11 protein-coding genes are annotated in these 13,243 nt (G+C 38.8%); all 11 read left to right on the top strand.

What is annotated here, in order from left to right; genetic code table 11:
- The first annotated feature begins 8 nt into the window (after nt 1-8).
- The 11 genes from U9M49_RS16510 to U9M49_RS16460 all read left to right on the top strand — a co-directional run bounded on the left by U9M49_RS16510 (nt 9) and on the right by U9M49_RS16460 (nt 13,042).
- Nucleotides 9-1,517, top strand: a complete 1,509-nt coding sequence (locus U9M49_RS16510; RefSeq protein ID WP_322910225.1) for a SagB family peptide dehydrogenase — start codon at nt 9-11, stop codon at nt 1,515-1,517.
- A gap of 243 nt (nt 1,518-1,760) precedes the next feature.
- Nucleotides 1,761-2,981 carry an MFS transporter gene (locus U9M49_RS16505; protein WP_095370699.1) on the top strand — a complete coding sequence of 407 codons (1,221 nt, stop codon included), beginning with the start codon at nt 1,761-1,763 and terminating at the stop codon, nt 2,979-2,981.
- Nucleotides 2,982-3,265: 284 nt separating this feature from the next.
- Entirely contained in the window at nt 3,266-4,813 is a 1,548-nt protein-coding gene (gene pruA, locus U9M49_RS16500) for an L-glutamate gamma-semialdehyde dehydrogenase (protein WP_095370698.1), read from the top strand.
- A 1,120-nt stretch (nt 4,814-5,933) separates the two neighbouring features.
- Complete coding sequence (aceA, locus tag U9M49_RS16495; protein WP_095370697.1) at nt 5,934-7,229, top strand: isocitrate lyase; 1,296 nt, start codon at nt 5,934-5,936, stop codon at nt 7,227-7,229.
- Nucleotides 7,230-7,456: 227 nt separating this feature from the next.
- Entirely contained in the window at nt 7,457-8,281 is an 825-nt protein-coding gene (locus tag U9M49_RS16490; protein ID WP_322910206.1) for a hypothetical protein, read from the top strand.
- Between the two features lie 254 nt (nt 8,282-8,535).
- Complete coding sequence (locus U9M49_RS16485; RefSeq protein ID WP_095370695.1) at nt 8,536-8,976, top strand: YueI family protein; 441 nt, start codon at nt 8,536-8,538, stop codon at nt 8,974-8,976.
- Between the two features lie 65 nt (nt 8,977-9,041).
- Nucleotides 9,042-9,659 carry a helix-turn-helix domain-containing protein gene (locus U9M49_RS16480; protein ID WP_233435316.1) on the top strand — a complete coding sequence of 206 codons (618 nt, stop codon included), beginning with the start codon at nt 9,042-9,044 and terminating at the stop codon, nt 9,657-9,659.
- A gap of 156 nt (nt 9,660-9,815) precedes the next feature.
- Entirely contained in the window at nt 9,816-11,081 is a 1,266-nt protein-coding gene (locus tag U9M49_RS16475) for a hydroxymethylglutaryl-CoA reductase, degradative (RefSeq protein WP_095370694.1), read from the top strand.
- A 1-nt stretch (nt 11,082) separates the two neighbouring features.
- Entirely contained in the window at nt 11,083-11,547 is a 465-nt protein-coding gene (locus tag U9M49_RS16470; protein WP_233435315.1) for a hypothetical protein, read from the top strand.
- On the top strand, nt 11,544-12,899 hold the full coding sequence (locus U9M49_RS16465; RefSeq protein WP_095370693.1) for a tripartite tricarboxylate transporter permease: 1,356 nt from the start codon (nt 11,544-11,546) through the stop codon (nt 12,897-12,899). The genes U9M49_RS16470 and U9M49_RS16465 overlap by 4 nt, the downstream gene beginning before the upstream one ends.
- Before the next feature lie 20 nt (nt 12,900-12,919).
- Nucleotides 12,920-13,042 carry a hypothetical protein gene (locus U9M49_RS16460; RefSeq protein WP_322910205.1) on the top strand — a complete coding sequence of 41 codons (123 nt, stop codon included), beginning with the start codon at nt 12,920-12,922 and terminating at the stop codon, nt 13,040-13,042.
- The last annotated feature ends 201 nt before the right edge of the window (nt 13,043-13,243 follow it).

Below are 13,243 nucleotides of genomic sequence, written 5' to 3'. Positions count from 1 at the left end.
TGAAAGAATTGGAGTTAGATACATTTATACACAATCTCCACTTTGATACAGAGAAACTTGCTCCACCCGATTGGCAGGTCGATTGGGAAGGGGCCCCCCTTCCGTATAAATTGTACCGTGGGTTACCAGCTATTCCGTTAAACGCTAATGTACCTTCAACCCTTCACCAAAATCTAATGCCTACATTGAAGGAGGTTGGGCATTTGCTATGGTATACCTATGGAATAACTCAATATGTCCGGCTCCCTCATGACACTCAATCATTGCGGAGATTTGTCCCCTCCGGTGGGGCGCTTTATCCTAATGAAATATATGTATATATGAAACTTGAAGATGCTAAAACAGGCATCTACCATTATGATGTTGCTCATCACCGCCTCATTTTGTTACGGGAGGGAAATTTTGATACATTCGTTTCCAAAAGTTTAGGGACAGTGATTGAAGATTGTTTTTGCACTGTTTTTATTTCAACCTTCTTTTGGAAAAATTTTTATAAATACAATCATTTTTCCTATCGATTACAGGGGCTAGATACTGGGGTGCTCATTGGACAATTATTAGAAGTAGCAGATCAATTAGATTACAATACGAAAGTTTGCTATCAGTTTTTAGACGGAGCAATGAATCATTTACTAGGTCTAGCTGAAGAAGACGAAAGTGTGTACGCAGTCATTCCGATATCAACTGAAGCCATCGACCAAACGACTAAAGAAATGGTGTCCTCCCATACATTGTGCGCCGAAATAGCGCAATTAGGTCACCTACCTCATAACCTGTCAAAGACTATGGACTATCCGTTACTTAGAAAGCTCAATGAAGCTACCATGTTCGATTCAACAGCGTCTTTTAGAAAGGTAAGGTGCCAGGGTGAAACATTCACTTCTGGTACTGATATAACCTTGCCAAATACACAAAACTATTCATATGATTTCTCATCGATTTGTAAGAAGCGGTTTTCTCCAGATGCAGACTTTATGATGGGGGAAATAAGGCAAACGACTCTAGCAACCTTGTTAAAGGAGACATGTTCCTTCACTTATCATCACGATCTTGATGATACCGACGGCCATGTTGCTGCGCGTGTAACTTTATACGGCAGCCTATACAATGTGGAGGGGATACCGAACGGGGCTTATGCTTATGACAATGAAAATCATATGCTTCGTCTATTGAAAGTAGGTGATTATCGCCCGTTTTTACATTCGGGCTTAGTGATGCCTAATGTTAATTTATATCAAGTGCCGCTTTGTATGCATGTAATAGGGGATAAAAGCCATTACAAAGATTCATTGGGTTACCGAGGATACCGTATTCAACAGATGGAGGCAGGCCTACTAACACAACGTTTACTCTTGCATGCGTCTGCCTTAGATTTGGGAGGGCATCCACTATTGGGTTATTCTGTCAGTCAATGCGATCAACTCTATGAACTCGCTTCTAAAGGGAAAACGAGCTTAATTCAAATCCCGGTTGGCATGCACCGGCCTCGTGCTTGGTTGAAAGGAGGATTACGTTGATGTAGTTTACTCATCAATAACGTACCCTCTCAAATTCTTGGTAATGAAAACAAGCCTTCTAACTCAACTTAGAAGGCTTTATCAAGTATTAGTTTGCAACAAATATCTCTCTTGCCTTCTTTTCTTACCCTCTTAAACCACAATCATCTATAAAAAAGTATTTTCTATTAAAAAAAGCTTGCATCTCACGTTACGTTATCTTCTATGATTGGGTGTAGATAGAAGGAGAGAGGCAGGGTATGAATGGAACAACGATATTCTTTAATGAGAAACACACCTTTTATTTTCTTATTTATAGGTAGCTTTTTGGCGATTATTGGATTTAGTATGTTTTTCATGACAACTACTTGGTTTGTAATTTCAGATTTAGGGTCTGCTAGTTCACTAGGCATGATTCTCATTGCCATTACTGTACCTAGAGTAGTTATGATGGCATTTGGTGGAGTACTTGCTGATAAATATAAGAAGACGACCATTATGTTCACTACGAGTACCATTCAAGGTGTTTTACTCGTACTCATTTTTTTACTAAACAATGCCGGTCAATTAACATTTGTTTATTTGCTTATTTTGGGGTTCTTTTTTGGAACACTAGATGCTTTTTCTGGACCAGCCGGAACCTCGTTAATTCCCAAGTTGGTACAAGTACAACAGATCAAACAAGCGAACGCAATCATTCAGGGGTTAGGTCAAATTGGTTTTATTGTTGGTCCAATTATTTCTGGGAGTATCATGGAGTTCGCTGGCGTAACAACAGGTTATTTAGTTTCAGCTATTATTGTTCTGTTGTCTGCTTTCTTTATGTTTCCACCATTCTTAAAAGAAGGTCCAGTAGACAATACAGTCAAACAAACACCACTGAAAGATTTGATCGAAGGGTTTTCTTATGTCAAAGCGAGCAAATTTTTGATTACAGGCATTCTTATTTTAATCACGTTAAATTTCTTTGCCTTTGGTGCGATTTCTATTGCGATTCCCATCTTAGTAGAGACGTACGGAGGTTCACCAATCAATCTTAGTTACATTGAATCAGCATTAGGAGTGGGGATGTTAGTTAGTACTGCTATTATTGGGATGGTTAAAATACGCCGTAGGGGGTTCACTTCTATTGTTGGTCTAATTGCAACACTAATTGTTGCGATAGCATTTAGCCAAATTCCCAATTTGTATATATTGACAGCTTTAGCTTTCTTTATTGGATTTACGATGACATTTGTTTCTATTCCATTCTTCACTTCAGCACAAGAAGATACAGACCCAAGGATTATGGGAAGAGTGATGAGTATTGTTTTCTTAGCGATGAACGGCTTTGACCCGTTGGCTTATGCCACTGTCACTTTACTCGTGTCTAAGGGAATTGATATCCAATTAGTCATTTTGTCCTTTTCTGTTATTGGATTAATCATTGCTCTAGTCACTTTATGGAAAGGAAAGACGTATAGAAATTACGAGTCAACTTATTAATGTATTTAAAACAAGAGACCACTTTAATATAAAAGAAGTGGTCTTTTGATCACTAGCATACTATTGTGAATCAACTAGGTAGATCCTTGATCAATAGGAGAAAAAAATCAATTTAATAGAAACTTTATTATTTTTCTAAAAATAGTATTAGTAGAATCATTGCTGAATTTTCTCTAATTATGGTAGTATAATAATTGTTAGGGTTAATCTTTTCACAGTCTGAAATGTGCCAATTGTAGCAACATTTCAAAATGACTGATGTGAACTTATAGGAGGATGAAAAAATGGTACAATCTTATAAGCATGAGCCATTTACTGATTTTAGCGTTGAGCAAAACCGTGAAGGGTATTTAAAAGGTTTAGAAACGGTTAAAGGTTATTTAGGTCAAGATTATGATTTATTAATCGATGGAGAACGTATCTCTACTGAAGATAAAATCGTTTCTGTAAACCCAGCGAATAAAGAAGAAATCATTGGTCGCGTTTCAAAAGCGAACCAAGAGCTAGCTGAAAAAGCGATGCAAGCTGCAGTTAAAGCCTTCCAATCATGGAAGAAAGTGAAGCCAGAAACACGTGCAGATGTGTTATTTAAAGCAGCAGCCATCATTCGTAGACGTAAACATGAATTCTCTGCCTTATTGACAAAGGAAGCAGGGAAGCCATGGAATGAAGCAGATGCTGATACAGCTGAAGCGATTGATTTCTTAGAGTATTACGCGCGTCAAATGCTTGCAATTAAAGATGGTGTGCCTGTTAACAGTCGACCAAATGAATTTAATCGTTATGATTATATTCCTCTTGGCGTTGGTATCATCATTTCTCCTTGGAACTTCCCATTAGCGATTATGGCAGGTACAACCGTTGCTGCTATTGTTGCAGGGAATACCGTTCTATTAAAACCCGCTTCTACAACGCCAATTGTGGCTGCGAAATTCGTAGAAGTTATGGAAGAAGCCGGTCTACCAAAAGGTGTACTGAATTTTGTACCAGGAAGTGGCGCAGAAGTAGGTGACTATTTAGTAGATCACAAAGATACGCGTTTCGTATCATTTACAGGATCTCGTGATGTTGGCCTTCGTATTAACGAACGAGCTTCAAAATTAAATGATGGTCAAATCTGGATTAAACGTGTCATTGCTGAAATGGGCGGTAAAGATACCATTGTTGTAGATAAAGAAGCAGATTTAGAGCTTGCTGCTCAATCAATCGTAGCTTCAGCCTTTGGTTTCTCTGGTCAAAAATGTTCTGCATGTTCACGTGCAGTCATCGTTGAAGATGTTTACGACCAAGTGTTAAATCGTGTAATCGAAATTACAAAAGAGAAACAAGCTGGTAATCCGGAAGACACAAGCAACTTTACAGGACCGGTTATTGACCAAGCTGCGTATGATAAAATCATGAGTTATATTGAAATCGGTAAACAAGAAGGAAGATTAGTAGCCGGTGGAGAAGGCGATGACTCTAAAGGTTATTTCATTCAACCAACAGTGTTCGCTGATCTTGATCCAGAAGCTCGTCTCATGAAAGAAGAAATCTTCGGCCCAGTTGTCGGTTTCACAAAAGCAAAAGACTTCGACCATGCAATTGAAGTGGCAAACAACACGGAGTATGGTTTAACGGGTGCTGTTATTACAACCAACCGTGAACATATCCAAAAAGCACGTGAAGATTTCCATGTCGGAAACCTTTACTTCAACCGTGGTTGTACAGGGGCGATTGTCGGTTACCAACCATTCGGAGGGTTCAATATGTCAGGAACAGACTCAAAAGCGGGTGGCCCTGACTACATCATGCTACACATGCAAGCAAAAACAACATCTGAAATGTATTAATCTGTCTAATCAAAAGGTGCTCACTAAAAATACGGTGAGTGCCTTTTTTTATGTACGTACCTTTACCAAATCTACTGGAAAAAGTTGACGTAGTAGTGAGCGGATGACAAACATTACTCGGCAATCCTTAGCCAGGGTGGTTATGAGTAGACTTTTACTGAAATCTGGTTGGATAGTTAGTATTAAAGAGTTTGCTCGGATAACATTGTAGGAAAATGGCAAGATAGCGGAGGAAAGCGAGATAGCGATTCCGACCGTAAGAAGCCGGGAAGATAGCTGGGGAAAGTGCGATTGCGCGTGCAACTGTATGGGAAACTGGGAAGATAGCTGGGGAAAGGACGATTGCGCGTGCAACTGTATGGGAAACTGGGAAAGATGGCGTAGGAAAGGACGATTGCACGTGCAACTGTGTGGGAAACTGGGAAAGATAGCGTAGGAAAGTGCGATTGCACGTGCAACTGTGTGGGAAACTGGGAAGATAGCTGTGGAAAGGACGATTGCACGTGCAACTGTGTGGGAAAATGGAAAAGGTAGCTGTGGAAAGGACGATTGCGCGTACAACTGTGTGGGAAACGGGAAAGATAGCGTAGGAAAGTGCGATTGCGCGTACAACTGTGTGAGAAAATGGAAAGATAGCGGAACAAAGTGAGATAGCGCGTGCAAATCTGCAGAAACCGGAAAGATACCCGAGCAGAGCGAGTTTACTCATACAAATTGAAAGAAAAATAGCAAAGCAAAAGAGGTTTGCTTCGCTATCCTTAAAGGATCTTCTACAGTCAAAAGAGCAAAAACCTCAAGACTCCTCATTCTAAAACTTTATAAAGACTCTTCATTAGAATTGAACTATTGCCAAACAAATGAAAGTTTTCTAGTTTGTAATTTTGAATGTTTTTTAATCTGTATTATAACAATCTTAAATTATAACCCCTTTGAAAACGTTGGTATATCAATGTTTTTATCGTAGTTGTCGATATTTGTCGAAAATAATATCAGATTATTTTGAATAAAACAGTTCCAATAATGGATTTTCTGTTATATAATACAAATTGTTAAGAGGTTATTGTAATACAACAATAAAGACGGGTTTTTTATTCAAATGATTAAAGGGAGGATTTAACAGATGGCGAATGAAAGAGTTAAACAATTACAAGAGGCTTGGGCAAATGATTCACGTTGGATGGGGATTGAAAGACCTTATTCTGCAGAAGAGGTTATTAAACTAAGAGGATCAATTGATATCGAATATACGCTTGCTCGGAGAGGGGCTGAGAAGTTATGGAAGCTCATTAATGAGGAAGATTTCATAAATGCTTTAGGTGCATTAACAGGCAATCAAGCGGTACAGCAGGTAAAAGCGGGGTTGAAGGCGATTTATTTAAGCGGGTGGCAAGTTGCTGCTGATGCGAACCTTTCTGGACAAATGTACCCAGACCAAAGTTTATATCCAGCGAATAGTGTACCAAATGTAGTGAAACGTATTAATCAAGCGCTACAAAGAGCGGATCAAATTCACCATATGGAACAAGATGAATCAATTGATTGGTTTGCGCCAATTGTAGCGGATGCAGAGGCTGGTTTTGGTGGACAGCTGAATGTGTATGAACTCATGAAAGGCATGATTGAGTCAGGTGCAGCTGGGGTCCATTTTGAAGATCAATTATCCTCGGAGAAAAAATGTGGACACCTTGGAGGGAAAGTTTTACTTCCTACACAAACGGCAGTGAAAAACTTAATATCTGCTAGATTAGCAGCAGACGTGATGGGTGTACCCACACTAGTCATTGCAAGAACCGATGCGAATGCCGCTGATTTAATTACTAGTGATGTTGATCCATATGATGCCGCTTTTATTACTGGGGATAGAACACCGGAAGGGTTTTACCGGACCAAAGCAGGCTTAGATCAAGCAATTGCAAGAGGACTTGCTTATGCACCATATGCTGATCTTATCTGGTGCGAAACATCAGAGCCAAGCTTAGAAGAAGCAAAAGCATTTGCAGATGCTATTCACGAGAAGTTCCCTGGTAAACTACTAGCGTACAACTGCTCACCTTCATTTAACTGGAAGAAGAAATTGGATCAAGAAACGATTGCTAAATTCCAAGTTGAGTTAGGAAAAATGGGTTACAAATTCCAATTCGTGACATTAGCTGGTTTCCACTCATTAAATCACAGCATGTTTGAACTTGCACTAGGTTATAAGGATCGTGGAATGGCAGCTTACTCTGAACTTCAACAACGTGAATTTACTAGTGAAGCAGATGGTTACACGGCAACAAGACATCAACGTGAAGTAGGAACAGGTTATTTCGACCAAGTTTCCATGACTATTACAGGTGGTACATCATCCACAACCGCACTAAAAGGCTCAACCGAAGAAGAACAGTTTACGAAGGATGAAGAAGTTCAAGTGTAATTTTTTGTATTGCCCTAATAATAACTCCAATTTTTTGCCTCCCTATTTTAGATGGGGAGGTCTTTTTTGTGTAAAGGAGAAGGTGGCTACAAAAGTAATCTAATGCCGTTAGGGCGGAAAGAAATAGGGATTGCGAGTCACACAGAAGGAAAAGTGGAGCTGAGCGTGTAGCAAAAGAGGTTAGCGAGTCACTCAGAAGGAAACCGGAAGTTGAGTGCGTAGCAAAAGTGGTTAGTAAGTCGCTCAAGAGGAAAAGTAGATATGAGCGCGTAGCAAAAGGTGTTAGCGAGTCACTCAAAAGAAAAGCCGGAGCTGAGCGCTTAGCAAAGTGGATTAGCAAGTCACTCAGAAGAAAAAGTGGATATGAGAGAGTAGCAAAAGAGGTTAGCAAGTCACTCAAAAGGAAACCGGAAGTTGAGCGCGTAGCAAAGGTGGTTAGCAAGTCACTCAGAAGGAAAAGTGGATATGAGAGAGAAGCAAAAGTGGTTAGCAAGTCACTCAGAAAGAAAAGAGGAAATGAGCGCGTAGCAAAAGTGGTTAGCGAGTCACTCAGAAGGAAACCGGAAGTTGAGCGCGTAGCAAAAGTGGTTAGCAAGTCACTCAGAAGGAAAAGAGGATATGAGAGAGTAGCAAAAGTGGTTAGCGAGTCACTCAAAAGAAAAGCCGGAGCTGAGCGATTAGCAAAAGTAATTAGCGAGTCACTCAAAAGGAAACCGGAAGTTGAGCGCGTAGCAAAAGTGGTTAGCAAGTCACTCAGAAAGAAAAGAGGAAATGAGCGCGTAGCAAAAGTGGTTAGCGAGTCACTCAGAAGGAAAAGAGGAAATGAGCGCGTAGCAAAAGTGGTTAGCGAGTCACTCAGAAGGAAAAGAGGAAATGAGCGCGTAGCAAAAGTGGTTAGTAAGTCGCTCAAGAGGAAAAGTAGATATGAGAGAGAAGCAAAAGTAATTAGCGAGTCACTCAGAAAAAAACCGGAAGCTGAGTGCGTAGCAAACGAGGTTAGCAAGTCACTCAAAAGAAAAACCAAAGCTGAGTGCACATCGAAATCCAATTAAGCATATTTTCTAGGATGTTTTAGTCCAGTCTAGAATAATTGATAATGTACATTTTTGTTCCTCTCACGACTGATTGTACTACGATTCAAAGTCCTCCAAAGAAAAGTAAATAATTACAGGTCCACTAATCACCTTTTGCCCAAATTTTCATACGCTTAAGTGAAAGAGTTGAGTTCAAGTCAATGGGCACGTATACTAAAACGAACATATCCATTAATCAAACGTTTGATTGATGAGGTGGAGGTAATAACGGTATGGCTGAGAAGGTTGATGATTATATTACACAAGGAATTTATGGAAAAAAAGAAACGAAGCCAGATGAACGTAGAAAATTTCTGGGCACATTGAGAGAAAGAACCGTTATCGCTTTGACACAGGCGCAAGTAAGGAAACCGGGTATCATGAAAGAAGTAAAAGAAGCGATGACAAAAAATAAACAAGCACGCGTATATTTAAATGGTCATATTGCTTATCGTGACATATCGAAGTATGCCAAACTAGCGTCTGAACAGCATATGTCATTTACCATTGTCACGAACAAGGACTACAACTCGGACCTTGGTCTTGTTCTCGCATATGATTATGCCATTGATCAAGATGACATTTATGTGCAAGAACAAAGTAAGGTTTATAAAGAAGCGAATCAAACTGAGGCTGGATTTAAACAGTGGATGAAAAAAATATTTAGAAAATAAAGGGAAAGGTCGTGGGATAACGGCCTTTTTCTAATTCAACTTTGTTGAAAAGAATGAAACTTTATTTGAAACCATCCAAACCTCATTATATAATTTTATTAAAAGATATGAGGGAGAGGTTTCTAATCGAGTTAAGGCAAATAGGTAAGAGAGTTAAGCAAGCTAGATTAAACAAGCAAATGACACAACAAGATTTAGCAGAAAAATGTGGGCTAACGAAAAGTCTAATTTCTAAAATAGAGAATGGTCAAACAGCATCTGCTGTGGCAACTTTGTTAAAAATATCTAATCAACTAGATATTCCCTTATCTTGGGTGCTTGAAGAAAATGAAAGTAAAAATTTAGTGCTTTCTCCGAGTCAAAGCCGCACGACAAAGGTTGGCAATAAGGAAATGGGCTATCTATATGAAACATTAGCTAATCGATCTCCGTTCAGTAAGATTGATCCAGTTGTTGTGACGGTTTTGGAGGACTCAGCTAAAGAAGGTCCATACACACATTTAGAAGATGAATTTATATACATATTAAAAGGTTCAATTTATCTCTCTTATGATGGAGAAAAATACTTATTACATGAAGGTGATAGTGCGTATTTTGCTGGTACCATTCCACATGTGTTTTTACCAGTAGAAAAAAAGGAAGCAAAAGTATTAACCATTTTTATACAAGCAGATGAAAGATAATAGTAGGGTTTTGGATGATCTTCTCAAGAGATTCCAAAACCCTTTATAATTTTCAGATTTTTTATTTACTTTTACAGAAAGGGGGTGTAATATTTTATTTAATATCATTCAACTTAGTTGAATGATATTAAATAAAAGTACTAAGGAGTGAATGGAATGAATAGTCGTCTATCTGGTTTTCATCGATTTTCGGTTGAGGAGAGACTTCAAATAATATCAGAAGCGTGTCATTTGACAGAGGAAGATAAGGAAATACTTATTGGCAAACAACCCCTTTCTATTAGTACGGCAGATGCCATGATTGAAAATGTGTTAGGTTCAATTTCAATTCCTGTTGGGGTAGCAACGAATTTTAAAATTAATGGTAAGGACACTTTTATACCGATGGCAACTGAAGAGCCTTCCGTAGTCGCTGCCGCAAGTAATGCAGCGAAGGCATCCTATGATAAAGGTGGTTTTTTTGCATCATTAAGTGGATCGGTAATGATTGGTCAGATACAAGTTATAGGTGTTGAAGATCCATATGCTGCAAGATTAAGGGTGTATGATAAGAAATCAGAAATTTTGAAAATATGCAACGAAAAGGATCCAACTCTAGTAGCTATTGGTGGAGGCGCAATAGACATAGAGGTAAAGATTATCCAAACGGTGAATGAGGTTTTACTTGTGGTTCATTTATTAGTAGATACAAAGGATGCAATGGGGGCGAATGCTGTCAATACAATGGCGGAATCAATTGCTCCATTGATAGAGAATATTACTTCAGGAAAAGCGCTTCTTAGAATTATTTCTAACTTGGCTGACAGACGATTAGCTAGAGCTCATGCGGTATTTTCAAAGGATCTACTTGGTGGAGAAGAAGTTGTGCGAAAGATTGTAAACGCTTACGAGTTTGCAGATGCTGATCCTTATCGAGCGGCTACACATAATAAAGGAATTATGAATGGTATATCTGCCGTTGTACTCGCGACTGGGAATGATACAAGGGCAGTTGAGGCCGGCGCCCATGCTTTCGCTGCAGTAACAGGGCAATATCGTTCCCTTACGAAATGGGAAGAAAATCGAGCAGGTGACTTAGTTGGATCTATTGAACTTCCGATGCCTGTTGGCATTATTGGTGGAGCTACAAAGACTCATCCGGTTGCCAAAGTAAATTTAAAAATATTAGATATTCAATCAGCAGAAGAGTTAGCTTGTTGTATTGCATCCGTTGGTTTAGCGCAGAATCTAGCTGCGATGAGAGCTTTAGCAACTGATGGCATTCAAAAAGGTCATATGGCCCTTCATGCAAAAAACTTAGCTGTTATGGCTGGTGCAACAGGGGATGAGATTGGTCGAGTCGTTGCTGAAGCAGTAAAGGAAAAAGATGTAAGGTTTGATCGAATCCTACAATTAACAAAAGAGATACAAGGGAGGATTTAATATGGCTCCTAATTTACATGTGGATAAGGGGAAGCAAAGCATAGAACTAGATAAAATAAATGAAGCACCTAAATATCTTGAAATATTAGGTGATACAGTTTTACCTCGTAATATTATTCTAGCAATTATTATAAGTATCATTCTTAGTTTAAGTGGATACCTTTTAGGGGAAAGATTATTTCCTCTGTTTGCCAGCGAAAAGATGGTATCGTCGTATTCTTTATTGCTTGGTATTGGCGGTAGTGTATTATCACTTGCTTTATGTGCCTTTATATTTAAACCTAGTAGAGTGCTGACAGAAGAAGAAACTTCTCTTGAAAGTATGGAAGAGATTTTTAAAGATATGCAGTTAGATCCAAAGGAAGAATATTTATTAATTGAAGAAGATCCTGTTACGAGAAAAGAAATGGAAGCACTTGGCGTTCTCGATAAGTTTAGGACAATTGGGGAGGACGATAAGAAATGAGTATTCTCCTCATATCTATTTGCTTAGCTTTAATTGGTGCTATTCTATTTTCTTTAATTGGGTTAATCTCTGGAACAGATGAAACGGCTATAATGGTGCCATTTACCTTATTAGTTATCTTGTTAGGAGCTCCCCCGGCAGCTGTGTTTGCCTTTTTTATGGCAGCTGTACTTGCCAAACACTTAACTCATGCCGTTCCTACCGCGTTAATGGGTATTCCGGGAGATACAACTGCTGTCCCATTAATTGATCATGCCTCTGCTTTAAGAAGGCTAGGGATGCCTCATATTGCATTAAGGAAAATGGTATCGGGTGGTGTGATTGGTGCTTTTATCGCCTTACCGACAGCCGTCTTATTAGGACAATTCCTTGGACAATTTGCTGACTTTTTCAAATCAGCTTCAGGATTGATTTTTACGTTAGCGGCCATTTTAATTGCTTTTTTCTCAAAAGGAAAATGGGTAAGTGTTTTGATGATTATCCCGTTAGCTTTTTTTATTAAAAGTTTAGATGTATTAAGTTTTAGCATATTAGATAAGCATTTAACCATTAGTTTCTTTTTAGGAATTGCCATTGGTCCAATGTTTACTGATATTTTGTTTGCACTGTCAGGAAATGCACGACAGACCATTCAAAGAGATCGTCCTAAAGAGTATCATTTGGCACCAGATAATAAATCATGGGCAGGATTTTTTCCTAATCCATTTAAAATACTGACAAAAAGGCAAACGATGCAAACGACTGGTACAAGCTTTATTTCTTCTTTGACTTTTGTATTTAGCCCTGTAGGAATGACTTCCTTAATGGGGGAAATTGTGGGTTCGAGATCGAAAGGGATTTATAAAAAATCAACGTCCAGTTTAACCACAATGAATGGAGTCACAGAGTCAACCTATATTGCCGAAGCAATCATTCCTTTAATAGCATTTGGTATTCCGTTGAGTCCTGTTGCATTAGGACCAGCATCGCCGTTATTTAATGCACCACCAGTGTTTACAAGTGATCCGGTTAATAATCTCCATAATTACCTAGATCCTTTAGATTTTCTTTTATATGGAGCGATTGGTCTTATCATTGCCACTCTAATTGCTTATCCGTTTTCAATGAATTACGCGAGAAAGGCAACCGTTTTGGTCATGCGCTTTATTAGTCAAGAGGCAATCGTTGCTATGTTTATTGGTTTAGCCTGTTTATTGGCTTTTCACGAAGCAGGATTAGTCGGTATCGTACTCACCTTTACAATGGCTGCAATTGGGGGGCTTTTGAATAAAATCCTCGGAATTGGTTCAGGCGTTCAGTTTATGGTATTTTATGCATCAGCCTGGTTAATTAGTGTTTTATTTGGTTTTTAAGAAAGGATTTTTTTATGAAAATGAAGAAATGGATAGAAAGTCGGGAGAGGGGACCGTATGCATACGGTCTCTTTTTAATGGTGATAAGAAAAATCATGTCTCCGTCAGCAAAAAGTGAGGAGCCAGATTGCGGATATGGCTGAAGGGATGCTGTTAATTAGGCTAAAACGAGTAAATGCCTGCCGATTACATACAAATAAGAGATCCTTTTCAAGCGAATGAGGATGAAACGGATGCTTCCAATTATTTTTCTAATGTAATTCATTCGTTTTTAATATCTAGATAAGTTAAATGTTTTTAAAACCGATGAGAAAACTTTACACTTAGTTGTACATGAAGATAGT

It is taken from the genome of Cytobacillus sp. OWB-43 (assembly GCF_034651445.1).
Classification (GTDB): Bacteria; Bacillota; Bacilli; order Bacillales; family Cytobacillaceae; genus Cytobacillus; species Cytobacillus kochii.
This window is presented reverse-complemented; position numbering and strand designations above follow the sequence as displayed.